The 25,777-nt window shown below is 58.6% G+C and carries 19 protein-coding genes; 7 read left to right on the top strand and 12 right to left on the bottom strand.

Going from position 1 to position 25,777, the window contains the following annotated elements; translation table 11 throughout:
* Positions 1-69: 69 nt before the first annotated feature.
* Positions 70-987: a LysR substrate-binding domain-containing protein gene (locus ACFQDI_RS01805; RefSeq protein WP_377162783.1), complete on the bottom strand. Its 918-nt coding sequence runs from the start codon at positions 985-987 to the stop codon at positions 70-72.
* Positions 988-1,071: 84 nt separating this feature from the next.
* Here ACFQDI_RS01805 and ACFQDI_RS01800 point away from each other — a divergent pair, with 84 nt between their 5' ends.
* Both ACFQDI_RS01800 and ACFQDI_RS01795 read left to right on the top strand, forming a co-directional pair.
* Positions 1,072-1,353, top strand: coding sequence for an antibiotic biosynthesis monooxygenase (locus ACFQDI_RS01800; protein ID WP_377162781.1), 282 nt, complete (start codon positions 1,072-1,074; stop codon positions 1,351-1,353).
* A 23-nt stretch (positions 1,354-1,376) separates the two neighbouring features.
* Entirely contained in the window at positions 1,377-1,799 is a 423-nt protein-coding gene (locus ACFQDI_RS01795) for a carboxymuconolactone decarboxylase family protein (RefSeq protein ID WP_377162779.1), read from the top strand.
* Positions 1,800-1,801: 2 nt separating this feature from the next.
* Here ACFQDI_RS01795 and lipA read toward each other — a convergent pair whose 3' ends face one another.
* The 7 genes from lipA to ACFQDI_RS01760 all read right to left on the bottom strand — a co-directional run bounded on the left by lipA (position 1,802) and on the right by ACFQDI_RS01760 (position 9,835).
* Positions 1,802-2,704, bottom strand: a complete 903-nt coding sequence (lipA, locus tag ACFQDI_RS01790; RefSeq protein WP_377162778.1) for a lipoyl synthase — start codon at positions 2,702-2,704, stop codon at positions 1,802-1,804.
* A 230-nt stretch (positions 2,705-2,934) separates the two neighbouring features.
* Positions 2,935-3,285 (bottom strand): VOC family protein, encoded by a 351-nt coding sequence (locus tag ACFQDI_RS01785; RefSeq protein WP_377162776.1) that lies wholly within the window; start codon positions 3,283-3,285, stop codon positions 2,935-2,937.
* A 34-nt stretch (positions 3,286-3,319) separates the two neighbouring features.
* The gene (locus tag ACFQDI_RS01780; RefSeq protein ID WP_377162774.1) at positions 3,320-6,010 is read right to left on the bottom strand and encodes an AsmA family protein; all 2,691 of its coding nucleotides are present in this window, start codon (positions 6,008-6,010) and stop codon (positions 3,320-3,322) included.
* 108 nt (positions 6,011-6,118) lie between these two features.
* Positions 6,119-6,859, bottom strand: coding sequence for a hypothetical protein (locus ACFQDI_RS01775; protein ID WP_377162772.1), 741 nt, complete (start codon positions 6,857-6,859; stop codon positions 6,119-6,121).
* The gene (locus tag ACFQDI_RS01770) at positions 6,856-7,509 is read right to left on the bottom strand and encodes a helix-turn-helix transcriptional regulator (protein WP_377162770.1); all 654 of its coding nucleotides are present in this window, start codon (positions 7,507-7,509) and stop codon (positions 6,856-6,858) included. Before ACFQDI_RS01770 ends, ACFQDI_RS01775 begins: the two co-directional genes overlap by 4 nt.
* 59 nt (positions 7,510-7,568) lie before the next feature.
* Positions 7,569-8,291 carry a hypothetical protein gene (locus ACFQDI_RS01765; RefSeq protein ID WP_377162768.1) on the bottom strand — a complete coding sequence of 241 codons (723 nt, stop codon included), beginning with the start codon at positions 8,289-8,291 and terminating at the stop codon, positions 7,569-7,571.
* A gap of 14 nt (positions 8,292-8,305) precedes the next feature.
* On the bottom strand, positions 8,306-9,835 hold the full coding sequence (locus ACFQDI_RS01760) for a B12-binding domain-containing radical SAM protein (protein ID WP_377162766.1): 1,530 nt from the start codon (positions 9,833-9,835) through the stop codon (positions 8,306-8,308).
* A gap of 408 nt (positions 9,836-10,243) precedes the next feature.
* Between ACFQDI_RS01760 and ACFQDI_RS01755 the strand changes: the two genes are divergently transcribed.
* Positions 10,244-11,404: a KamA family radical SAM protein gene (locus ACFQDI_RS01755; RefSeq protein ID WP_377162764.1), complete on the top strand. Its 1,161-nt coding sequence runs from the start codon at positions 10,244-10,246 to the stop codon at positions 11,402-11,404.
* A gap of 168 nt (positions 11,405-11,572) precedes the next feature.
* Here ACFQDI_RS01755 and ACFQDI_RS01750 read toward each other — a convergent pair whose 3' ends face one another.
* From ACFQDI_RS01750 to ACFQDI_RS01740, 3 genes are all read right to left on the bottom strand, one after another.
* Positions 11,573-12,490, bottom strand: a complete 918-nt coding sequence (locus ACFQDI_RS01750; RefSeq protein ID WP_377162762.1) for a glycosyltransferase family 2 protein — start codon at positions 12,488-12,490, stop codon at positions 11,573-11,575.
* Between the two features lie 93 nt (positions 12,491-12,583).
* The gene (locus tag ACFQDI_RS01745) at positions 12,584-14,029 is read right to left on the bottom strand and encodes an exopolysaccharide biosynthesis polyprenyl glycosylphosphotransferase (RefSeq protein ID WP_377162760.1); all 1,446 of its coding nucleotides are present in this window, start codon (positions 14,027-14,029) and stop codon (positions 12,584-12,586) included.
* 205 nt (positions 14,030-14,234) lie between these two features.
* Entirely contained in the window at positions 14,235-16,310 is a 2,076-nt protein-coding gene (locus ACFQDI_RS01740; protein ID WP_377162758.1) for a TonB-dependent receptor, read from the bottom strand.
* Between the two features lie 96 nt (positions 16,311-16,406).
* Between ACFQDI_RS01740 and ACFQDI_RS01735 the strand changes: the two genes are divergently transcribed.
* The 4 genes from ACFQDI_RS01735 to ACFQDI_RS01720 all read left to right on the top strand — a co-directional run bounded on the left by ACFQDI_RS01735 (position 16,407) and on the right by ACFQDI_RS01720 (position 19,630).
* Positions 16,407-17,333, top strand: a complete 927-nt coding sequence (locus ACFQDI_RS01735; protein WP_377162756.1) for a metal ABC transporter substrate-binding protein — start codon at positions 16,407-16,409, stop codon at positions 17,331-17,333.
* Between the two features lie 176 nt (positions 17,334-17,509).
* A complete protein-coding gene (locus tag ACFQDI_RS01730) occupies positions 17,510-17,938 on the top strand; it encodes a hypothetical protein (RefSeq protein WP_377162754.1) in 429 nt (142 codons plus the stop codon).
* 1 nt (position 17,939) lies between these two features.
* Positions 17,940-18,758 (top strand): metal ABC transporter ATP-binding protein, encoded by an 819-nt coding sequence (locus tag ACFQDI_RS01725; protein ID WP_377162752.1) that lies wholly within the window; start codon positions 17,940-17,942, stop codon positions 18,756-18,758.
* A gap of 35 nt (positions 18,759-18,793) precedes the next feature.
* Complete coding sequence (locus tag ACFQDI_RS01720; protein ID WP_377162750.1) at positions 18,794-19,630, top strand: metal ABC transporter permease; 837 nt, start codon at positions 18,794-18,796, stop codon at positions 19,628-19,630.
* 192 nt (positions 19,631-19,822) lie between these two features.
* Here ACFQDI_RS01720 and ACFQDI_RS01715 read toward each other — a convergent pair whose 3' ends face one another.
* Positions 19,823-25,597 (bottom strand): aminoglycoside phosphotransferase family protein, encoded by a 5,775-nt coding sequence (locus tag ACFQDI_RS01715; RefSeq protein WP_377162748.1) that lies wholly within the window; start codon positions 25,595-25,597, stop codon positions 19,823-19,825.
* Positions 25,598-25,777 lie beyond the last annotated feature (180 nt).

The following is a 25,777-nucleotide window of genomic DNA, read 5'->3' as shown; positions in this document are numbered from 1 at the left end:
CGCGGAATGCCGCGCACGCAACCCGCTTTCGCATCTCACACGTTTCATTAGGTGCGGACTAATGAAAGCTCACCGCATGATTTGCCCCGTTTCAGCGCTTTGTGAGCCAAGCATTTGCACAAACTCCAGCAGTTCGCGCCCCCGGTCTCCGCTCCTGAATGCAAAGGCATGAGCCAGCACTGCTTTCGTCTCGTCAATGTCCCTGAACACGACTCCGCAGCTCAGCCAGCGGGACAAGGACGCAGGCAGCATGCTGATCCCCTGCCCGGCGGCGACCATCGTGAGCACGGCCGCGACCCGGTCCGACTCCTGCACCACTTTGGCCTGAATTCTGGCACGCTGACATAGCGCGCTCACATGCTCCCTGAACCCTGGGGCGGCTCTCGCGGAGACCATCACCCAGCTCTCGTTCTCCAACTGGGCCAGCTTCAGCATCAGCTTTCTGACCAGGGCATGCTGCTCCGGCAAAACCACCTGCAGCCGCTCTTGTTTCCAGATCACGGTCTTGATGTGCCGGGAAACCCTGGCCGGTGCCGCACCGATGAATGCGCCATCAATCTCCCCGCGCTCCAAGGCGACCAGCTGCTCTGCCGGAGCCATGTCCATCAGCTGTATCTGGCAGTCGGGCCGGCTGACGCGAAACATCTGCAGCAGCCTCGCCAGACCATCATCCAGCAGAGCCCCCACAAAGGCTAGCCGCAGCCGCATGGGTTCTCCTGCGCCCACACGGCGGATGCTCTCCGTGGCCTGGTCGAGCTGTGTCAGCACTTTTTTCGCCTCTTCCACGCACAGCTTGCCTGCCTGTGTCAGGGCAACCCTCCGCGTATTGCGCTCCAGCAGTCGGCCGCTGAGCTTCGACTCCAAAGCCTGGATCTGCCTGGACAGGGCAGGCTGGGATAAATTCAGCCTCCTCGCAGCCTTGGAAAAACTCAGATTCTCGGCAACTGCGACAAAGCATTCCAACTCGTAAAGGGAGGGTCTATTCATGCGCTTAGAACATCAATCTGATGCATTGATAGCATTTCCACAAGACTCAAACCTCCCCTACCCCTCACTCCACGCCCACCTCACATGCACCACGTCCTCATCATTCATGAAGTCGCCGACTATCCGGCTTGGAAAAACATCTTCGACCGTGCTGCAGGCATTCGCAGAGCAGCGGGCGAGCGCGCCTATCAGGTCCTTCGCTATCAGTACAGCCCAAACAAAATCGTTCACTTCTCCGCCTGGACCTCCATCGCCGACGCCAAACAGTTCTTCGAATCTCCCAAGCTTGTTCAAATTCGAGCTGAAGCAGGCGTCCAAGCCCCCGAATTTATTTACTTGGAGCAGCTGGAAACAGGCACTCTTTAAACCATCCCCGCACACCATCCCTCATGAGAATTGATTACGCCAAGATCGAGCCGGAGCTCACATCACGCTTTCGGCAGCTGACCCGTGACCTGGCGCACACCGCCATCGATCACAGCCTGCGGGCACTGGTCGAGCTCCGAGTCTCACAGATCAACGGCTGCACCTACTGCATCCAGCTGCACCAAGGCGAGGCTCAAAAGCTCGGGGAGGCTCAGGCACGCATCGAACAGCTCGCGGAGTGGCGGTCATCAGCGTTGTTCACACCTCGAGAACAGGCCGCACTCGCCTGGGCCGAAGCCCTGACCTACAAGGCCACCGTGCATGATGATGCTCAAGAATACGCGTGCCTCACCACCCTGTTCTCAGATGAGGAGATCGTAGCGCTGGGCTTCGTCGTCTCACTCGCCAATTTCTGGAACCGCATGGCTGGCGGCTTCCGCAAGTAAGCCTACTCCAGATCCAGCTCAGGCTTGAAATCCGACGCATGGTACGAGCTGCGCACCAGCGGCGCGCTCGCCACATGGCGGAAGCCCTTTTTCAGCGCGATCTGCTTGTAGTTCTCAAACGTGTCCGGGTGGATGTACTCGATCACCGGCAGGTGCTGCGCGGAAGGGCGCAGGTACTGGCCCAGGGTCAGCACCGTGACGTCGTGCTCCAGCAGATCATCCATCGCCTGGAAAAGCTCGGTTTCAGTCTCGCCCAGGCCCAGCATGAGGCCGCTCTTGGTAGCGCATTTGGAGCCCAGCTCGGCCGCCATCGCCTTGGCGCGCTTCAGCACGTGAAGGCTGCGGTGATACATCGCACGGCTGCGCACCAGCGGCGTCAGGCGCTCCACCGTTTCCAGGTTGTGGTTGAAAATATGCGGCTTCGCTTTCATCACCACTTCCAGCGCATCATCCTTGCCGTTGAAGTCCGGCACCAAAATCTCGATCGTGATCGTCGGCACCGCTTCGCGCACCGCTTCAATCGTCCGGGCAAAGTGATCCGCCCCGCCATCTTTCATATCATCACGCGCCACAGCGGTGATCACGATGTGGTTCAGCCCCATCCGCTTCGTCGCTTCCGCCACTCTCTGCGGCTCGTCTGCTTCCAGCGCAAAAGGCTTGGCCGTCTTCACCGCGCAAAAACCACAGGCACGCGTGCAACGGTCTCCGGCGATCATAAACGTCGCCGAGCCCTGACTCCAGCACTCCCAGCGGTTCGGGCACTGCGCCTCTTCGCACACGGTGTGCAGCTTCAGATCCGTGATCAGCCCCTTCGTGCTCCAAAACTTCGGGTCACGCGGCAGCGTTACACGAATCCAGTCCGGTTTCTTGTCACGGTGCAGGGCAGGGTCGATCTTGGGGGTCATGGGCGGGGGGAGATGGATGGCCCAAAAAGCAGCCAAATGCAACGCGTTTGGACGCCTGGGCAAGCCCCAGCCCCGTATCTCCACCCCCGTTCTCAGCAAATAAAAGTCATCAAAGGCCAAATCCAGGCCAGAATCATTTCACCAGGCCCCAAACGCGTTCATTTCTCCGTCCATGCACCCATCGCTTCAGCCCTAGGCTGACCCGTGGGGGCATTGATCTTTTGCCAGCCTCACCGCACGCGCTTCCGCGTCAGCATGATCTCATTCCCCTCCGTGTCCACGCACATGGCCAGGTGCGGCGGCTCACCGTTTTCGGGCTCGGGTTCCCGTGTGAGCACACCTCCAGCGGCCACGATCTCCCGCGCGCCCTCGATCACATCCGGCACCTGAAAGCTCAGCCCGGTCCAGGTCCGCGCCCCTTCCCCGCCACCATGGATGCCGATGACGCCGCCGCAGATCTCCACCTCGCTGATGATGTCGTTCTGCTTGAGGACCGTGCCTCCAAAGACGCTGGCATAAAAATTCACCGCGCGGTTCATGTCCGCCGCCCAGATGACGTATTTGAGTCGTTCCACTTTCATACGCTTTACTGCCACAGGCCATCCTGAGGCGCACTCAATTTCCAAACAGCGCCCGCTGTTTCGGCGGCTGCGTGGCAGCCTTCGGCCTGGCCGGGCTCCCGCCTATCCGCTGCGCCTCCTTCAGCTCTTTCTCTGTCGGCGGCTTGCGCTCGTCCTTGTTCCCGCCGCCAAAGATCCGCGGTGACCAGTGGGTGTCCTGCAGTGTGCCAGAGCCCTTGTAGGCCAGCAGCTGAGTCACGGGAAACAGCAGGATGCCCAGACCCCGCATCCGCACCTCCGCATTGAAATCGATGTCGTCCCGGATGAAGTCCACATTCCCACGGCTCACGATCCGGAAGGCGCTGGACTCCGCTTCAATGTTCTCCGTCACAATGAAGCCATCCGCCACCTCAAAGGTGCAGTCCGCTTTTTTGGCCACATTGTACCCTTTGATGGGCGAAGGCAGGAACGCCCCGATGATCGGCGTCAGCGGCCCGAGCACCGGCAGGGCCAGCAGGTTTCCATTGACGATGATCAGCGCACCGCCCCCCTTCAGCGCCTTCCAGTCGTTCATCCGTCCCGTGAATTTGAAATGCCCGCTGATGTCTCCCACGCTTTCATTTCCCGGGGAGTACACCTGTGCAAACCGCTGAAAGCTCAGGGCGTTCATCCGCAGCTCTCCCTCATAGGTGTTCGGCTCGCGGTTGTCGTTCAGGCTGCCCTTCAATGTCATGCCGCCGCCGAGCACGTCCGCCGCGATGTTGATCCTGGAGATCCCCTCCCGGTTGCGCACATCTGCACGCACCTCCTCAAAGGGCAGCTTGCGGCCAAACACATCGTACGGAAAGCGTCCGGCCCGCACCTCCACATCATACCCCTTCACTCCCGGCGCCAGATTCACCGCTCCTTTGGCATGCAGCGTATCGCCAAACAGCCGCCCGCCAAAATCGAAGTTCAGCATGCTTCCCACGATGTGCACTTCGCCGGCGGGCGCGTTGATCGGGTAATCCTCGTTCCACAGCACGTAATGCGCCCCTCCCACAGGGTTTTTGAAGTTCACCTTGTAGTTGTTAAGCTGCGGGTTGCCCTTGTAGCCGATCGTGCCATTGGCCGTCACATCCGTGCCCGGGGAGAAGCGGTAGAGCGCGATCTGATCCGCCACCTTCGGAGCAAACGCCCTCACGATGCCCGCTGCATCCGCAGTCGCACGCACATTGACGAGCCTCAGCCACTTCTCGTCGTCATCATCGTTCACAAACACCAGCTCCGCCTCCGCCGGCCCGTCAGGGCGCTGCACCTGCACATTGGCATAGTTCTGAAAGTCCCCCAAAAAGGCCAGGTCCATCTCCGCAGACTCAAAAGGCACATCCTTGTAGCGAAAATGCCGCAGCACCCCATGACCTGAAGTCGGGCACTCGCGAATGCGGTTCACCGAAGGCCCGGCGCACGACACCTGCACGTCGATGTGTGAAGACTCGTCAAAGACAAAGCGCTGGATGATCTCCCGCGTCTTCGGCAGCAGCACAAACGGCAGAAACGCATTCGGGTCCATGCGCAGCGCCAGGTTGTACTTAAAGCCCAGGGTGCGGTGCTGCATCACATCCAGAGCCAGGGAGCCCGTCTTGTGCTTCAGCAGCGCATCACGCACAAAGATGCCATCACGTGTCGCCCCCAAAGACAGGCTGAGTGAATTGAAAACTTCCCCCCGGCTGCCAAACCGCCCGCAGTCCAGCCTGCCCGTCACTTCGGCGGGCAGGAAGTCACCCTCCCCGGGCTTGTTCAGGAAGATGCTGCCCTCCAGCGCCAGCTGTGGCGCCTCGTAAAACACCACCTCGCGCATCTGCTCATTGTTGAAAAACGCCCTCGCCAGCCCTGGCAGGTCGGCGCTGGACGTCAGCCGGAAGCGCAGATGCTCCGCACCGATGCGCCAGGTCGCCGTGGCTTCCAGCGCACCCAGGTGGTCCACCAGGTGCAGCCTCTTCAGATCAATAAACCCGCCATCATACTCCGCCTCCGCCACCAGCTCCTTCCAGACATAATCCTCAAACGCCAGTCCATCCGCTTGAAACAGCAGCTCTGCCTTCAGCTCTTGTGGCCGGTCCAGCGCACCGGAGACCTTCACACTCAGCATCGGCACATGCGGCGCATGAAATCGCGCCAGCCAGTCCAGACCATGCTGAATCTGCACCCGGTGCTCGCGTATCGCGATCAGCCGGTCCTGGGCACTGGCGCCCGGCTGGTCGGACTTGGGCTCCGGCAGGTCCAGCACACCGCTGATCATGATGCGCAGTCCGTCAGACAGCAGCCCCTCCGCATGCCGGATGTCCAGCTGCCTCTCTTCCAGCAGGGCACGTGCGCTCAGGTCCTTGAGCTCGATCACCGTCAGTTCGGGCCTTTCCGGGTCCACCGGCAGCGCCATGCTGGCATGCAGCAGCTCCATTCCGTCGATCTTGACCCTTCCCTCGATCAGGCTTCCAAAATCAACATCCAGATTCAAACGGTCCACTGAAGCCACGATGTGCTGCTTGCTCGCGTCATTGAACACCTTCACCCCACGCGCCACCAGCCCGCCAAACGGATTCACCGTCAGGCGCTGGAAATTCAGATGCACCCCATGCTGCGCCAGTTCTCGGGTGACAAAGCCATGCCAGCTCTCATGAAAAGCCGCCGTGTTCAAATACACTCCCCCCGCCAGCAGGAAACTGGCGGCAAGGAAGAGCATGAGACTGCGCAGAAAACGAAGCATGAACCCGCCAAACTACCCAAGGCGCCCAAACTCACAAGCAGGGAGTCCTCATCAGCGCACAGCTCGCATGGGAACAATGCCCGCAAGGGAGGCAAAACAAACCCGGTCCTAGCGGTACTGCTCCGGCCTGCCCACAGGGAACAAGCCAAAGGGGGCTATCTGGCTGGCCCGTAGTTTTTCAGGCCCGATGCTCGGCGCATCAGAGGCGAGAAACACCGCCAGCTGGATCACACCCGGCATCCCTTGCGCGCTGGTGTCAAACAGCGCCGCATCTCCCTCCACCTTTTTGAACAGCAGCGGCCCATGGGCTGCATGGTCCAGGACGATCGTGCCACGCGGCTCCACCCGCAGGCCTCCACGCCCGAGAGTTGCCGCCTTCCCCGTCTTCACATCCTTGCCATCGACTCCCGCACCCAGCTCCAGCGGCATTGGCGTCCGGTTTTTCAGCACGATGCGGTAGGCCTGGCTGGGCAGCCCCTCCACAAAAAGGATGCCACCGCAGAGGTGGGACACCAGCCACTTGCCGGAGGCCGCGTCCTGCACGCCGAGGTCCACCGTTCCATCCCCCATGCGCGCAAGTCCGCGCTGTGTCTCCGGCACATCGTCCTGGCGTTCCACCATGTGCCGCACATGCTCAGGCTCCGCGTAAACCACTCGTGCCACCATGTGCGGTGTCGTCGCTGTCTGGGCCTGGTAGGCTGGAAAGCCCTGGTGAAAAAGGTTGGGATCCTGCTGCCAGGCCGGCCTCAGCGGAGCGATGCTGCTTCCACAAGATGCCAGCAGCCCGGTGCCTGCTGCCGCCACTGCCTTGATCCATGCCATTGTCCTGCCTGCGTTCCCTGAAGTCATTCTGTATGCGCTGTTGTCTTGATTAGAAAAGTAACACGCACCAGACCCGACACTTCTTCCACCGAACGACGCACCTCGCAGCCTATGAGACGCTCGATCAGTTCGCACTCCAGCTCATCCACGATGGCGTAACGCGCCGCCAGTTCACGCAGCGGCCGGTGGTGCTCCACCAGTACCAGACGCCCATGCGCATCCGTCTCGACGGCGCTCATGCAGCCATCTCCGCTCCTCAGACGCGCCAGCAGGCGGGCACGTTCCTCCAGTGTCGTCGCTTTGGCCAGTTTGGCAGCCCAGGCCTCCCCCTTGGACTGGAAATAGGTGTACAGCAGCTTCGGCGGTGCGCTTTCCCCATAGACCCGCTCCGCCGTCGTGAGCACATCCATCGTCAGATCCGGCACGCCGCCGGCAAAAAGAGCATCCGCCTTGGGCGTGAGCCGGTACAATTTTTCAGGCCTGCCGGCAGCCTTGGGCCGCCGCCACGTGTCCAAAAACCCGGCCTTTTCAAGCTCCACACAGTGCTGCTTCACCCCCATGTAGCTCATTTTCATCGCCGTACACAGCTCCGTCACCGTCATGCCGGTGGAATGCTTCAGCCGCTGGACGATGTCCAGCACTGGCGAGTGCAGCATTTCTCGGAGCAGGTTTAGCATGGTCAGTCAGCTGCCAGACTAGCTCCACTGTCCGCTCGGTGCAATACCCTCTCCGACCTTCAGCTGATCAGCAAAAGGCGCGGCGGCTGCCTTGGCAGCGTCGCTGGCGCCCGGTGAACGCACGGCGGCACCGGACATCCGGGATATTCGATGGCTATTCGCCAGAGATGCCCCAGGCCGAACGAAAACGGCCTGGCATGGGGCTTCGTCGCATAATGCAAGTCCAGGTAGTGCTCGTTCAGAAACTCGCAGAACCCCTCATCATCTCTGCCTCCGTAGAGTCTAAGCAGCTCTGCACGAAACTCCGGCACATCCACCCGCCGCACCACCTCCTCATTCGGCAGCCCCTCGGAGGCAGCCCCGAAATAAGTGCACAGGAACGTGTCCGCCTCCACTGTCGCGCTGTCCGCATGCCAGGACTGCACATCCGTGCGCAGCAGGTCAGACTCGATCTCGTTCACGTAGCCGTTGATGCAGTCCAGGCTGGGTTGCAGCCCCCGCTCACGCAGCAGCTCCTGGTCCTGCAGCAGCACCTCCCGCGCCACCTGCCCCGCCCCGCTGAGGTCCAGCGCCCGCAGCCGCGCTTCATCGATGCTCGTGATCCCCCTCTCCACCGCCAGCTTCTCCACGATCTCGCCAAAATTTCCCCGCAGCTCACGCGGCCAGCACAGGGCGTTGACGCCATCACTCATCGGCGTCATGACCAGTTCTTCAAAGCTTCCCACCACCCGGATGCGCGGGTAGTCCTGCGGCAGTACGCACATGGTGGAGGCTTGGCTCATCGTTTGCCCCCCAGTCATGCCACCACATGCCGCGCCTGCCGGCTCCCCGCTGTGCTGCGCTTCGGCGCTTCACGCTCCGCCGTCTGGGCCCCGCTCAGCCGCAGGCCCTCGCGGCCAGGCACACGGTTCCAGTCCTTCATCATCGTGGCCGCCGCTGTGTCGGCCGGCACGCCGCAGGTGCCTGTCAGGTAGTCAAACAGCGCCTGAGCCAGCACCGGCAGCGCGATCTGGTGCGTGCGTCGCAGCCTGGCATACAGGCTGTCTGCAAAGGCCATGAACTCTTGAAAAGGTGAAGCGCCTTGCTGCCACAGCAGCGCCAGCGTGGCGCTAAAGTTGCCGCTGTTCGCCACCAGGTCCCAGTAGCGGGCAAAGCGCCGCATTCGCTGCATCTCCAGAAAAGGAATGTCCCGGTTCTCCAGCATCTCATAGGGAGGCACCGGCGAGTACTTCATCTGAAACTCCTCGTCATGCCTCACGATCGGCGTGCCGCGCAGCCGCTTCAGAATGCCCACCTGGATCTCCTGCGGCCCCATTTTCACCAGCCGGTCAAACCCGCGCCCAAAACTCGCCACATCCTCCCCCGGCAGACCGACGATGAGATCCGCATGCACATGGATGCCGGTCTGTTCCCGCAGAAACCGCAGGTTGTCCTCCAGCCGTGTCAGGTTCTGCCGCCGGCTGATGTTCTTGGAGGTCGCCTCATCAAAGGTTTGAATGCCCACCTCAAACTGCACCGCGCCCGCAGGAAACTCACGGATGATATCCCGCAGCTGCTCAGGCAGGCGGTCCGGCACCATCTCAAAGTGCAGAAACATCCCCTCGCGCCAGCGGTCCAGAAAGAAGCGCAGGATCGCCATGCTCGTTGGCAGGTGCAGGTTGAAGGTCCGGTCCACAAACTTGAACGTCAAAGCGCCACGGTCCAGCAGCCCCTGCATGGCCCCCAGAAACGCCTCCAGCGCAAACGCCCTCACCGGCACATCCAGCGACGACAGGCAGAACTCACAGGTAAAAGGGCACCCGCGGGAAGCCTCCACGTAGAGAATGCGGTTCGCCAGATCCGGCTCCGTGTAGAAATCATACGGCAGAACCACACGCTCCAGCACCGGCAGTCCGGCAGGCATCACTTTCGGCAGCGCCTTCTGCGCCGCCACATCCTCCCCCAGCAGCACACCGCAGACCTCGGCAAATTTCAGATCCGCCTCGCCGGTGATCACATGGTCCGCCAGCGCCACGATGGGTTGCCCCTCCCATTCATACGACACCTCTGGGCCGCCAAGCACGACACGGATATCCGGCCTCAGCAGCCGCAGCATTTCCAGCACCTCCGTGGTTTCCACGACGTTCCAGATGTACACCCCGAAGCCCACAATCCGCGGTTCCAGAGCCAGCACCGCCTCCACGATTTCCAGCGGCGCCTGGTTGATCTGGAATTCGGCAATGCAGGCCCGCCCACGCAAATCACCCAGGTTTGCCATCAGGTAGCGCAGCCCAAAAGAGCTGTGGATATATTTGGCATTCAGCGTGGCAAGTACGATGTCGGGCATCACGCCAAGTGTGGCCGAGTTGTCGGCTCGCGGCAAACACCTTTGCAGCAGGCGTTGCCAGCCTTTGTCCGTCCCCGTCCCGGTCGCCCCGCGCATCGTGGAAAGCAGCAGGTCTCCTCACCATGGCACACACGCTGCTTAAGGAAAACCGGTCACCCATGAAATTACACCCCAGTCATCTGTTCCTGTTCACAGCCCTGATTCTGTGCATCTACATCGTGGCTTCGCACCTCGGCTGAGCCGCCAGGCCCAGAACGTGGATTCCCGCGATAAATAGCTGCGCCCCCTCGGTCGGGGTTTGGGGCCGGGCCAGGCCAGCGGCAAGGAATGCACCCAAACTGTCTCAGGGGACGTTTGACATTCCAACCCATCCGCGCCTAACCTCCGCGCCCATAGATCCCGCAGTACATGCACGACACCCCCCCGCTGCCTGAGAAGGAGTTTCGCTCCTCGGCTCCAGGTTTTTGGTCCGCCAAGAACGTCTCCACCACCGACTGGAACAGCGCCACCTGGCAGCTCAAGAATCGGATCACCACGCTCAAACAGCTTGAAGAGCACCTGACGCTCACAGAAGAGGAGCGCGCAGGCGTGCTGCTCTCCGGCAACAAGCTGGCCATGGCCATCACGCCGCATTATTTCAACCTCATCGACGCCGAAGATCCCGGCTGCCCGATCCGCCGCCAGGTGATTCCGCGCATCGAGGAAACCTGGGAAGACCCGGATGAAATGAGCGACCCCTGCGGCGAAGACAGCCACATGCCCGTCCCCGGACTCGTCCACCGCTACCCGGACCGCGTGCTCTTTCTCGTCACCGACCGCTGCGCCAGCTACTGCCGCTACTGCACCCGCAGCCGTGTCGTCTCCGGTGTGGGTGAGCAGGAACTGCACACCGAATTTGAGGCCGCCTTCCGCTACCTCGAACGCCACACGGAAGTGCGGGATGTCCTGCTCTCCGGCGGCGACCCCCTGCTCTTCTCTGACGCCAAGCTCGATGCCCTGCTCACCCGCCTGCGCTCCATCAAGCACATCGAATTCGTCCGCATCGGCAGCCGCGTCCCCATCTTCGTGCCGCAGCGCATCACCCCGGAGCTCTGCAAGATGCTGCAAAAGCATCACCCCCTGTGGCTGAGCATCCACACCAACCATCCCCGCGAGCTCACCACCGAAGTGCGCGACGGCCTGGCCATGCTGGCCAACCACGGCGTCCCCCTCGGCAACCAAAGCGTCCTCCTCCGCGGCGTCAACGACAACGCCGAGGTGATGAAATCCCTCGTGCACAAGCTCCTCATGTGCCGCGTGCGCCCGTACTACCTGTATCAGTGCGATCTGATCCAGGGCAGCTCCCACCTGCGCACCAGCGTCGCGGACGGCATCGACATCATCGAACAGCTGCGCGGCCACACCACCGGCTACGCCATTCCCCAGTTCGTCATCGACGCCCCCGGCGGCGGCGGCAAAGTCCCCCTCAATCCCGACTACGTTCTGGTCCGCGACGAGCAACGCGTCGTCATTCGCAACTACGAAGGCAAAACGTTTGAATATCCCGAACCGGCTCTGGTGCGGCGTTAGTCTTACCACCTCCATTAACTGGCTCGTTCCGAGGCACCCCGCCATTTTTTGTGCCGGGTGCGCTGCTCCAAAAAGTGCTCGATCAGCCAGCAGCGGCAGAGTGTTGAGCATTTGATCGACGCCGGGTGCAAGCCTGGTCCATGCACCTTCACCCGGCACTGAAACGCCTCACTTCTGCGGAAACCGCGCGCAGTCGCGCCACCAGAGGAGCGCCCCCGCTGGCACCGCTGCCAGCCAGAGCAGCCGCCCGCCCAAAGATCTCAAGGCACGAAACTGGGCAAAAACGCCAGCACCGCTCAGAAACGAAAACCGGCTGTACTGCACCGCCGCCCGCAGCAGACGCAGCGGCGCGGTGAAGAACCAGCCGCTTTCCAAGTCGAGCACCATCTTGAACATGAGCCGGTGACCTTCGGCATTCGTGCGCGGATTGGAAGGCCCGTGCACCAGCGAGGGGGCATCGGTCCAGTAGATGCGCAGTTCCTCGTTAACATGTCGCGTCAGGTAGTGCCGCGACACCTGGCACCAGATGTAGGACTCGGGAATAAAGTTGCCAGGGACGTCCTCGGGATAGGGAAACTGGCGGAGCACATCCAACCGCAAAAAACCCCACTTTTCCCCTCTCACCTTGTGACGGTACTCAAGCTCCGCAGCCGAACAGTCCAACGGATCTGAGGGAAAGAGTGAGCCAACGAGACGCCCGTTCTGATCACGGCAAAGACCTGTGACTCCCGAAAACCTGTCACGCATGTTTTCAGGAATACTCTCCCAGTGATGCTTCAGGCGCGCCAGCGCCTCCGGAACGCAGCCATCGTCGGAGTCCAGCTTGATGGAGAGCTGGCCCTGGGCTTGCTGCAGTGCCAGATTGTGCAAATGGTGCGCTCCACGGTGAGGCAGCCACAGGTAATGCACAGGAAAGTCGGCCTCGTTTTGATAACGTTCTATCAGCTCGGGGGTGTTGTCCGTGGAACCGTCGTCGATCACCAGCCACTCGAAATCACGGCAGGTCTGCGCCTGCAGGCTGTCAAACACACGCTGCAGCGTGTGCGCGCGATTGAAGGTAGGGGTAAAAACCGTGAACAGCGGCATGTGAAGATGACTCAACGGAGCCTAAAGACAGTGGAAGATGAGGACAAGCCGAAACCCGATTCCGCACACTTTCTCCCAATCCCCGCTGACTCCTCAGTAGGCGTTGTCTCTCTTGAAGAAGGTCAGCATCATGATCTGGAAATCCAGCCACAGGCTCCAGTTTTCCAGGTACCAGAGATCGCACTGAATGCGCTCTCCCAGATCGGTATCCCCACGCAGTCCATTGACCTGCGCCCAGCCGGTCATTCCAGGTTTGGAGTGGTGACGCGCGTTGTAATGCGGGATTTGGTGTTTGAAGCCGGCGATGAGCTCAGGGCGCTCAGGACGTGGACCGACCAGGCTCATCTCCCCCTTGAGCACATTCCAAAACTGAGGCAGCTCATCGATGTTCCACTTGCGCATGAAGGTTCCCACCTTGAGACGGCGCGGATCGTCTTTGACACACCACTGCGCCCCCTTGGCAGCCTCTGCATTCAGCTTCATGGAACGGATCTTGATGATGTTGAAGGGCACTCCGTTGAAACCCCAGCGACGCTGGTGGTAAAACACGGAACCTCGTGATTCCAGCCAGACCAGAGCGCTGAACAGCGCGATGATCGGAGCGCTCAGTACAAGCCCGACCGTGGCTCCTATGACATCCACCATGCGCTTGGTCATGACATTCAACGTGTCGTCCAGAGGCAGACGTGTGACCCCCAGCACCGGGGTGCCGGCGATTGTTTCGAGAGTGAGCCCCGAAACAAAAACCCGGAAATAGGAGGGGATCACCTTGAACTGAATCATTTCACGCTCACACAAATTGGCCAGGGAGATCATCTGCTCGCGCGGGCCATGCAGATCCGCGACGACGATCATGTCCACCGCATGTGTGGTGACCAGATGCTCCACCTCATGAAGATCTCCCAGGCAAGGCACAACCTCGTCCACCGGGCTTCCGTCCTCAGCGCTTCCAGTTCTCACCCAGCCCATGATGTCAAACGAGCCTGTCTGGTCTCTTTTCATGGTCTTCCACAGGGCCACAGCCTCGGCATTCCAGCCCACAAACAAAGTGCGCTGCTGCAAAGCTTCAATGCGGCCCGGTGCCTGCAGGAATGAGATGAAAACCGCGCGCCAGCCCAGCAGCAGCAGCAGGGCGGTGGCTCCATTAAGCATCACATACACACGAGAGATGCTGGGCTCCAGCTTCAAGGCGAGCGTAATGGCCAGGAACCCGGCCGTCCAGAGCAGCACCCCCTTGGCGATCTTGGATGACACCCAGCGGCTGCGCAGAAGCACGTTTTTGTGGTAAATCCCCTGCCAGCCCAGCGCCAGGACCAGTGACAAACTTCCCAAGGCCATATGGCCTCCATACTGGCGAAACGACATGACATCGAAGTTGCCGAACTCACGGATGATCGTGTGAAAGCGCAGCCAGAACGCCGCATAAGCCGCCAAAACAGCCATCACCAAGTCTCCCAAAATGCTCACGAGCACCCAAAAGTGAGGAGATAGCTGCTCATTCTCCCGCCACGCACGCCTCGCTTCAAGTGCATGGAACATGGCACCAGAGCTTAAGATCTTGGAATTCGAGTTGGCTGCTTCCATCGCTTCAAAGTGTACTGAATACCTAAATTATACTCAATATAGCTTTAGCAGCAACCGATTATTATGAAAATTATCTTACATTTGGAAAAAAACTCCATTTGGAGTGTCATTTTTGATAACCAGACTTTGAAGATGAAAGCCTCTGATACACCTATCCCCCTCAAAACGTCAGCTTAAGACCAGCCACGATGCCACGTCCTGGCAGTGGTACCCGGTTCTTGAGGACTGATGTATGCTCACGCGCGTCTTCATTCGTCAGGTTCATCCCTTTGACATAAAAATCCATCGTGGCAGGCCCCTGCACAATCCGGTAGGTCAGCGTCAGATTGACCAGAAAGTAGCTGTCTGTTCTGGATTCATTCATCGCCAGCTGACTCTGCGGCGCCGCATAGATGCCTTCGAGTCGGGCTCCGAATGGACCGTGCTCCATCATCAGCGTGCTGGACAGATGAAAGGGCGGGATGCGTGGCAGGGACTGTCCCGTTTTGGTGTCTCGTGCACGCACCACATCCGCACGCAACTGCAGATGAAGGTTGTTTTGGTTTGCCGCAGGATCCGACGTGATGGGATGCAGCAGGTGGAAGGTGGCCTCCAGTTCGGAGCCGATGAACTCGGCGTTCGTGGCCTGATAGACCAGCTCATTGTAACTCTCCCCGCCAACCACATGCACGACGCCGGTCGGAAACTGGCCGATGAAGTTGGTGTATCGATTGTAATACCCGCCGACACTGCCGGTCACCCAGCCAACACGTTTCCTGAGATTGAGGTCAAACCCGAGGGACTTTTCCTGCTGCAAGTTGGGATCGCCGATTTCAAACGCCCCTGTGGCGGCATGAGTGCCGTTGGCAAACAGCTCCTGGTAGGTCGGTGCACGCTCCGCACGATTGATGGTGAATGCCACGGCGTATTCATCATTCGGAGTGAAGACGATGCCCACCGAGCTGCTGAGATTGTCAAACGTCCGTGCCAGCGCCGGACCAAAGGCGGCGCTGTTGAGCGACTCCACTGAGATGTGATCATAGCGCCCGCCAAACTGGAAGCTTACTGGGCCGCGTTTGATGTCCTCGTATAGAAAGACGGCATCCGCCTGTGTGATGGTGGGTGGCAGAAAGGCTTCATCGCCTGAGGTGCTGAACTCGCTGCGATCTGACTGATAGCCGACCACGCCTTCCATCCCGGCGATCTTTTCATGCTTCACCTCCACACGGGCGTCGTAGCCGTTGTTCTTGAAGAGGGTGGAAGGCGTGCCGCTGTCGAACTCGGTGTGCTGGTATCTTGAGGTGGCAATCTTGTAATTGATCTCCTTGATCAGCTTGAACGGCTTGTAGAAAGCACCGCGCACATCAAGGCGCTGCTGGTGCATGTCGATGACGACATGCTCTTCGGCAGGAGAGCCATAATTGGTGTGAAACTCCGTCCATGCGAAGCCGAAGAAGCCTTTGTCCCACACATAGCTGAGGCCGCTGGTGATGCCTTCGGAGCGAAGGTTGCTGTTAGGGATGATCTTGCGCGTTTCCGTCTCTCCAGGTGGAAGCGGATTTGTGGTCTGTTCTGCGGTGGTGCGAGCATTGCCGGGAATGCGAAAGTCCTCAGCAGCACGGGTGAAGGCCTCGACGTGGAAGGCGAGGCCTTTGTAGCCGCCTTCGATCATCGCGCTGGAGAGATAGCCGTTGTCCACCGAAGTGAAGCGTTCATTGAGCGCACCACGGATGGTGCCATCGAGCTTTTCATCGACGATGCGGCCGTCGATGGAGTTGACGACACCACCGATGGCATTGGAGCCATACATCAGTGTGGCGGGACCGCGCACGACTTCGACGGACTTGAGGTTGGAGGTGTCGAAGCTGACGGCGTGATCGACGCTGGTGGCGGAGGCGTCGATGGTGTTGAGGCCGTTTTGGAGGATGCGAACGCGATCGCCATCGAGGCCGCGGATGATGGGGCGGCTGGAGGCAGGGCCGAAGTAGGAGCTGCTGACGCCGGGCATGCGGGCGAGGGTCTGGCCCAGGGTGGGTTCGAGGGCGAGGGTCAGGTTTTGGCCATTGAGGATGGAGGCTGCCTGGGCCTGCTGGAAGAGGGGGCGGTCCAGGGGGGCTGTGATGACCATTTCATCGAGAGGGATGTCCTCGATGTGGCTTTCGGCGGTTTTGGCCTGCTGGATTCTTGTGTCGGATTCAGCAAAAAGGGCACCGGGAATGAGGGCCAGAAGCAGTGGGAGGCGGATGCGAGTTGGCATAGTGCAAATGGATTGCATGAATGAAGGCTTTATATGCAAGTTGATTGCAATTGCAAATCATTTGTATTTTTGATTTTTGTGACCTAGCTTCTTTTCATGAAGCAGCTCTTTTTGACTTTTGGGTTTCTCGCCGCAGCACTGCCGGGCCTGGCCGCCACCAAAGTGGCGACGCTGCACCCCATCCTGGCGGATCTGGCGCGGCAGGTGGGCGGGGCAAATGTGGAAGTGGTGGAGATCTTGAAGCCCGGGGCGGACATTCACCATTTTGAGCCGGCTCCGAAGGATCTGGCGGAGATGCGTGGGACGAAGCTGCTGCTGGCTTCAGGCAAGGGACTGGAGAGCTTTCTGGACAAGCTGCGTGACAGCCTGGGGGCGGATGTGAAGCTGGTGGAGGTGGGAGCGAAGATTCCTTCGATCCCGTTTGAGGAGCATCATCATGAGCATGCGGAGAAGGATGGGGACGAGCATGATCATCATCACCATGGGGCAGAGGATCCGCACTGGTGGCATAGTGCTGAGAACATGAAGCGGGCGGCGCGTGTGGTGGCGGATGAGCTGAGCGCGATTGATCCGGCGAATGCGAGTGCGTATGCGGCGGGGGCGAAGGCAGCGAGCAAGAGGTTTGGAGAGCTCAAATCTTGGGCGCAGAAGGAGATCGCGAAGATTGGGAAGAAGGACCGGCTGCTGGTGACGGCGCATGGGGCGTTTGGGTATTTCTGCAAGGAGTATGGCTTTGAGCCGATCTCGCTGCTGGGCATCGGGCGGAGTGATGATGCGTCATCGAAGCATGTGGCGGAGACGATCGAGGAGATCCGTGAGCATGGGATCAAGGCGATCTTTCCGGAGGATCAGGCGAACCCGAAGGTGCTGGCGGAGATCGCGCGGAGCACGGGGGTGAAGATTGGGGAGCCGCTGATCGCGGATGGCACGGCGAAAGTGGCTCACACGTTTGAGACGATGCTGGCGCACAATGTGAGGTCGATTGTGGCGGCGCTGGCACCGGCTGCTGCTCCTGCGAAGTGAGTTGTGTCGCGATTCTTTGAAACAAGTCTGCACTCAGTCATGAATTCACCACAGAGGACACAGAGAGGCACAGAGGTTCAGAATTTGAGATTCGGATCTCTGTGCCTCTCTGCATCCTCTGTGGTTAAAGAGATTCTGCGCAGCAGCCGGGGGCGTTTTTAACCGTTCTTGATGTCATGAGAGGTTTTCCGCCTATTCAGATTTTCCTACTCGTGCTCGCGTTTGTGGTGCTGGCGATTCCGCTGAGCATTCTGACGGGGACGACGACGCCTGTGAAGGCTGCGGAGCTGAAGAAGATGGTGGAAGAGAAAAGTGTGAAGGGGCTGGTGAGGGTGCGGTATGCGCACCGGCCGGTGACGCTGAGTGTGAAGATCGGTGAGAAGGAGGTGATCTCGAGTGTGGAGGAGTCGCCGATGGAGGTGGATGCTCCCCTGCCCTCGACGAAGGATGGGGTGGATGTGTTTGTGAAGGCGACGTGGCCGGAGGGGACACCGGATACGGCGGTGACGGTGGAGTTGGAGCCGGATGGACTGGCGACGCGGAGCGAGACGCGGTGGTCGTCTGCGGCGAGTTTGGATGAGGTGATCACGTTTGAATGGAAATGACATGAGCGCGGCTGTTTCCCATTCCCCTACTCACACCAAGGAGCACGTCTGCTGGGGTGGAGGGTGCGCGCATACGCAGCACCATCGGCTGGAGGTGGTGGACCTGAGTGTGCAGTATCAGGAGGTGCGGGCGCTGGAGAAGATCCAGTTTGCGACGGAGTGCGGGCGGAGCATGGCGCTCATTGGTCCGAATGGCGCGGGGAAGAGCACGCTCTTGAAGTCGCTGGCGGGGCTGATCCGCGCGGACAAGGGCAAGATCCTGTGGCGTGGGAAGCCGCTGACGCGGAGCAGCCATGAGATCGCGTATCTGCCGCAGCGTGGTGATGTGGACTGGAATTTTCCGATCACGGTGCGCGGGCTGGTGGAGATGGGGCGCTACCCGAACCTGGGATGGTGGAGGCAGTATTCGAAGCATGATTCAGAGATTGTGGAGCGGGCGCTGGTGAGCATGGACCTGTGCGATTTGCAGGACCGGCAGATCAGCGCGCTTTCAGGCGGGCAGCAGCAGCGGGCGTTCATCGCCCGGGCGCTGGCGCAGGAGGCGCATGTGCTGCTGCTGGATGAGCCGTTCACGGGCCTTGATAAACCGGCGCAGGATAATCTGAGCCGGTTGTTCAAGGAGCTGACGGCGGAGGGTCGGCTCTTAATCGCGAGCCATCATGATCTGCAGACGGTGGCGAACATCTTTGATGATGTGCTGATCATCAAACGGCAGCAGGTGGCGTTTGGGCCGGTGAAGGAGGTGTTTACGCCGGGGAATATTGCGAGCGCGTATGAGAGCGGGGAGGCGGCGAACGGAAAGATCAAAACTGAAAGCTGAAAGATAAAACCTGAGAGCTGAAGAGCCTTTTCTCCATGTCCACCTTTGCTGATTTCCTTGCTGAACCGATTGCCAAGCGGACGCTGATGGCGTGCTTGATGATTGGGTTTGCGAACGGGTTTGTGAGTGCGTTTGTGGTGCTGCGGAAGGATGCGCTGAAGATTGGGACGCTGTCGCACTCGCTGCTGCCGGGGATTGCGCTGGCGGTGCTGATCATCGGGCTGTCGCAGTGGAGCGCGCTGGCGGGGGCGATCTTTGCGGCGCTGATTGTGGGGCTGGGGTCGATCTTTCTTTCGCGGACGTCGCGGCTGGATCAGGACACGGCGATGGGGGTGCTGTACACGACGGCGTTTGCAGGCGGGGTGCTGATTTTGAAGAACCTGGACATGCGGCAGAAGCTGGATGAGTGGCTATTTGGGAGCATCGTGGGCATGGCGGACTCGGACTTGTGGATCGCGTTTGGGATCAGCGCGATTGCGGTGATCACGCTGACGGCGCTGCAACGGCCGCTGCTCATCTATCTGTTTGAGCCGAACATTGCGGCGAGCCTGGGGGTGCCGGTGAGGCTCCTGAATTATGCGACGTTTGCGGTGACGATCCTGGTCTTAATCTCATCGCTGCAGGCGGTGGGCTGCATTCTGAGCGTGGGGCTGATGGTGGCCCCGGCGGCGACGGTTTATCTGCTGACGAACAATGCCCGTGCGCTGTTCTGGGGCGGCGGGGTGATCGGCGCGGTGGGGTCGGTGGCGGCGTTCTTTCTGTCGTACCCGCTGGGGTGGAGCGTGAGCGCGACGATCATCGTGGTGCTGGGGGTGTTCTTTGTGGCGGCGTATGTGTTCAGTCCGAAGTATGGGCTGTTTAGTCGGAGGTGAGTGGTGGCGTAGTGATGCACCTCTGCCCTCGACGGGCCAAGCAATCCGGCAGGTGGATACGGAATCGAGGGCGTTGCTGGCTACCTCGCGCTCTAAGGGGTTCGTGCCTCATGAATGAGGCGAACGAAAGACGTTCCCCTCCAAAAATAGATTCCATTAGATCTCACTTTTGTTTTGCGTGAGCCGAAATAGTCACTGCGGCAACCGAGGGATCTGAATTAATAAATTTGCCGAGTCTCCACTAACAACGAATTCAGGCATATCTTTTAGAATAATTTTCAATTTTTTAGGTAGTGCCGTTTTGTGTCTAAGCAACCGAGAACATAAGTCACCAAATTCGAAGATAGAGACGGTCTGTTTGCCTTGCCTAGCGAATTCCGCAGCAGTCTGGCGAATGATACTCTGGGCTTCGGAAACTGAAACTTTGACTACAGCGGGGCGTGATGGGGTCGAATTCTTAGTAGGCGTTGCTATTCGGTCGGCTGGTGAAGATGGCGATGAATTTGCATCTAGAACAGCTTTTATCGGCTGCGGTTTTGAGGGCTGCGGTGAGTCAATTCGAACTCGGGGTCGCTGGTTGTTAGTAGCCATGTCATTTCCGAGCCCCCCTCCAGATGCCGACACGTTGAGCTTCGGTTGAGCAGTCGACAGTGGTGGGGAGACCGAGGAAGGTAAGCGTCCAAAGACAGGCTCCTTAGCAAGGACGACGACCCACTCAGGGGATTGCTTGTTAATCCGTATGTCAGGCAAAGTCTTGAGGAGAGCGCTGAAGCTTTCGTGCCCGAGACGCTTAAAGAGCCATATTGAGCCAGGGAATTCTCGCTCTAGATCGCTCTGCAGGTCGCGCAATCGAATCGGTTCGGATTTGTCGGCAGCTTTCCGCACTAGACGTGAAATTGTTTCTTCTACAAGGGGACGTAGTTCTGTGGGGTCTATTGACTTACCACTGTACAAAGTCAGTTCCGGAGCCAAAAAGCGCACAGCAACGGCATCCAGGGTCGTTGATCCCTCAGAAAATTCCACTACACGTCGTTCGGGATCTTGGAACTGCAAAATGGGTCGGCTGGGACCTTCCACATTCTTCGCCGTAAAGGAGTAAACCACGCCTGCGGCGCTCCGAATTGATCCAGCGCGTTTGCTGCGCGTATATCTGGTTACAATGCCTAGCTGCCTCACGCCCGACAAATAGAATGGGGGGGGCGCATCGGATGCCGATTCACTGTCCCCCTTAGGCCGCACAATGGTTTCCTCACCGGATTCTATCAATTCATACTCGCCCGTATTCAGTAGAACGTTGGCAAAGTCGGATAGATCCGCCCGCTTTTGTCCAAAGAGCCCGTCGATCCCAAATGCGGCCTCGATTCTGTCTTGAAGCTCCGTTAACGTAAGATCAACACCAAGGTCCGCGCGGGCTTTAATAAGATCATCGGTAAACCGCATGACCGTCTGTAGCTGGAGGTGTTCCAACCGACTTTTTGCAATCGCCGCTGGCACCGCTTCCTCAGCCAGTTGAATAGAGCGATATATCTCGGCATCGACAAAACCGCCGGCGCGACCTCCTTCGCTGATATGGCCGGGCTGCACCATCCAACCTCGCAGCCCGCTCGGAGAGAAGCCAAGATAAAAATTTACCATGGTTTCCTCGTCTTGGTTGCGCTCGAATACGTATCGCCCCCCGCTTGATGACTTGCCATCAGCATCCTTGCGCTTTGCACCCGGCACGAAGAAGACATCGACCTCACCGTCAATTTGAATCTTTCCCGCCTGTGGGCCATCGATCCTTGTGATGATGCCGTTAACTCTGCGCAGGTATTGTTCGTGCGGCCAGAAGTCTCGCGTTCGATCCCACCCGCCCAGGTCCAGGCTGGAAATCAATGGACAGCCTATAGGAGTGACGGCCATCCATTGCTCGGAATTGGTTTTGCGGCCAATGACGAGATTTTTGCACTGATCAAGGGCGCTTTCCATCTCAGTGAGCGAGTTCGATTTTGCTGCAAACCAGCGCTGAAAAAACAGAATGTAAAGATAGTAGTGCGGACGCCACGAACTGTAGCGATGCGACCATGCGCTGAGATTCGTTATGGCCCAGTCAAAATCGAACTCCGGTAGTTGTATCGAGGCTTCAAACCAAAGGCGGTAATCTTCCTCAAGCCGCGAGCTTTCACGCAGGTTCACACGCATAAGCGTGGAGATTCGACGGATCTCGGCTTGCGAAAGCTGACGCCATTGGCGCTTGCCACGTGCAAAAAAGGCATTGGCCAACGCGCGTCGGCTGCGATTACTGCTCCGTCCGCTACTTTCTGACACTTCCCAAATCAGAATGACGGAATCGAGATCGCCGTAAAGTTTGCTCAAGTCAGCAGCGCACTCGTTCAGGAAATCGCGATTGCGGTCAAGCACTCCGTAAAGTCGGCGCGCATCGTTGAGGAGATTCTCGGCAAGAGAGAGTTGCTCGGCCAACCAATCGGCGATCTTTACATGTTCGCCACCGATCTGCGCCACATTGTCAATTCCAAGCGCACGTTTTACCGCATGCGCAACGCGGACGATCATTTGTAGATGGCAGATGTAGCCGTAAGGGTCTTCGGGGCCTAGCTTACGTGCTTCGGCAAATGCGTCTGCCGCACCTTCATAATGTGGACGCACGGCTTCGAGCAACTCGCTCGGTTGAGCAGACTTCATGCGATCGATAACCTCCCGAGCACGAGCACGACGCACTACCCCAAGGGTATTATGGTGAATGCGATCATGCGGAGAAAGACCAACCGCCGTTTGCAAGCAGGACTCAGCGAAGTCGAAATGACTTCCGACTTTGTAGACTTGGAAGCGTCCCAAGTGATTCCAGAAATGTGGATTGTGCGGATACTCGTCCGTCAACATTTTGAGGATGACCTTTCCAGGCTCTGGGCTGCCGTAGCTATCTATTACCTCAACAACTAGGGGAGCGAAGTCTCCACGATCATCTGCATCGGTCGAACCTCCACCTTGACGATCCGTAAAGACCTCTCGCAGGAGCTCGTTCACTTGCTCGGACTGAGCATCCGTGCAAGCGCGGAGCTCTCGAATGAAGTCAGTCGCCATGTCCACAAGATCGACGCGCCAATACCCCCCCCCGGTTATGCGCGAGAGAACCTCCTCGGCAATTACTTGATGTTGCAAACGCCATTGACCTGCGCGCGCCGTCACTAATCGGGCAGGGCCCTCACCCAAAAGTTCTTCGAGTGCAAGTTTCGCGTCTGCGGGATAATTTCGAAGGAGCTTGCATACCGCCTCAGGTATGCCGCTGTTTGAGTAAATGGTGCAGATGGCAAGATATTTCAGCAGCGTGCGGGGCTTCTCGCGCAAGTTGCGCAAATGCTCCTCCACATAACGCTCCAGTCCTACATAATCCCGTTCAAAAGTGATTAGGCCGTAGAAAAATGGGCTGCGAAATCGAGCCAGCGTAGTGTCAGACGTGATCCGTCGAAGATCTTCGAGCCTCCGCGGATCAGTGGTCAGTCCAGAGTAGGCTTTGAAAAATTTTGCCGACTCACCTGCGTCCATCTCACGCACCAACCCAATTACGTCGTCCTCTGGCTCTTTTAAGACACGGCGCACATAAAGCAGAACCGCGCGGCAGTTCCTGTCACGCAAGTTGCGATGCAAATCCTCTCTGTCTGTTTCGGAAAGAACGCTAGCTTCCGCCACGACTAAGACCGGCTTTTCTGCTAGACGAAAGAGACTCGCCACTCGATCCACTACTGCGTCCGACCATTTATGAATGATCGCCACAGGATATTCGAGCCGCAGATCCCACGCTGCGCGCAAGGCAACGGTCGTGCCCCCTGAACCTGGCTGATGGTAGAAAACCACGGTGTGGTTAGTGTGTGCCTCAAGCCGGTCGCGCAACGTCGGCTGCAACTTCTCGATGCTTTCATTTCGCGGAATGTCAATGTCTGCCGCAAGATCATGGAGCAAAGGTGGATTGCCCCGCCAGAATTCCACGGAATCACGTGCGGCAACAATTTCTGACTCGTCATCAAGCACACGAGAATGAAGCACCAGTAGGCATTCTTGCATTGTGCGCAGGCGATCTACTGAGATGACTGTCCACCCCCTCGCCGAAGGAACGGCGGTTTCGAACTGGATTGTTGATGTGCCATAGAGATTATTCAGCCGTTCCAGAAAAGTTTTCAGAGCTAACGGGACATGCTTGTGCCGAAGCTGCGAAGGAATGTCGCTTCCACCGAGAATAATCGTCGTCGCCTCGCCGTTACTGGCCTCGAACATCACATCTGCGATGCGATTCAAGCGCTCCATCGGCGTGCGCGGGTCTCGACTGGCCCCCGGCAGCATCACAACAAAAAGAGGAGTCGGCGTTGTCTCTTGAAAGACTTTCTGAAGAAGGACGCGGATACGTGGAAGTGTCTTGGCTACCCAATCATCCAGTGCCTGCGGCAGCTGTTTGGATAGCAACCGACCACCGGCCAGCATCCAGGCGCAACCTCGATCTAGGTTGCTGGTCGGAATGCTCGTCGGCTCAAATACATGAAGTCCGCGGTGGCATTTCAGGATTGCTGAAGCCAGATGATGTAACCCTTTGGTTTCGGACTCCGGGTCCAAGTCGATCACCGCCGACCACGGCAACTGGCCGAGACTTGCAGCGAGCGGCTGATGGCTCAATCCTTCAGCGACCAAAATATAACGACCAGTATTGCGAGCAAATTGACCCACTACATCAAGAAAGACATTCCAAAGTTTATCATCCGTATGTGACGAGTGTGAAAGCGTATGAACAGCCGTATTACGAAGAAGGCGTCCCAAGCTTGTAGGCTCATGGCGTTCGACGTAGAGCCGCGCAGCCCAGCCTGCATAGCATAAGGCGAGGAACCTCTTGTTTTCACCCATCGGCTTATTTGCCCAATTGATCCCGGCTGCCACGCGAGCGAGGTAGAATTGTCGATCCACGTCGTCCTTCCGATCTGGTAATGTCTGCTGCTGCCACGAATGAACTGCCGCACGGCAAGTCTTGACAATATCCGCAGCCCAAAGGGCTCCGTTAGGGAGCCGCTCCGACCGTTCGGGCCTATCCACCGTCTTCAGCAATCCGATGAGCGCCGATGCGGGCAACTCGCCAAGTGCGTTAAGAATCGCGTAGAGTTCGAGATAGGCTTGGTCAAATCCAGCTGGTCCCATTTTAGACAGACCGAAGTCAATAATCTGATAAGGCTGAGATTGCGGATCACGAGCGTAGAAAAGCAAATTACCTCCATGCAAATCATGGTGAAGCAAAGCCTTTAGCTGAGGACGCGGCTCGATTTGTACCTGCTTCAGTTCTTCGCAGAAATGCAGCGGATGTATGAGGACCTCAGCGGCCTCCGTAAATGTCGCGCTAGTGCCCAGGATGCGGTTGGCCAGTGTGTGAAACTCCGGTGCATCATCGGGCGACAGGCGGTATCCTAACCATTCGGTGAGTAGTTCATGTGGAGTATGCGGCTTCTCTGGCACGGTTGCGACCCATGCGTGAAGTAGATCTCGCGAGACGCATCCAACCATCTCCCGCAAACTCGAATCTTCACGATTTGACGCAGTTTGAAATGCGTCAAGGCTCTGACCTGCAATACTGTAGAGCATCGCGTAGCCGTTTGTCTCCTTGGGATCAGTCCCAACTGGGGGAAATTCTGCTTTCAGCTTTGGAATGTGCTTTGCGGCAAATTCCGAAGCAAATTCGCTCGCAAGTTTATACGCAACATTTTCAGCAGTCTGATCAGCGTGCCTGGGCCAAAGGCTGAGCTTAAGAATGTAGGTGCCATTCAAGGCCTCCCCTTCAGCTGAGGGCCTAAAGTCAACACGGAACACCGCTGCCCCAGAAAGACCGCCACTTAATGCCTTTAGCGTGTAAGCCGCATTGGGAGCCCATGACTTTACGGCCATTTCGCCGACATCGCGAAGTGCGTCAAATTCTGGCGGCAGAGCTTTCCAAGGCATAAATCTTCAGATCACTGGTATGCCCCATGGTAGCGATTTGCAACTAAAGCAACAGACTTTTTTAGGACTCTTCACCACCAACCCCCTCATTTACGCCTCCACTCCAAGCAGGAAAGGACCACCCCCCCATGCGATTCTAACGGTTTCCATAGACTACCCGGGGACATTGCGGGGTTCACC

The organism is Prosthecobacter fluviatilis, from assembly GCF_042655725.1.
Classification (GTDB): Bacteria; Verrucomicrobiota; Verrucomicrobiia; order Verrucomicrobiales; family Verrucomicrobiaceae; genus Prosthecobacter; species Prosthecobacter fluviatilis.
Note: the sequence above shows the minus strand (reverse complement) of the source record. Positions and strands in the feature narration are given on the sequence as shown.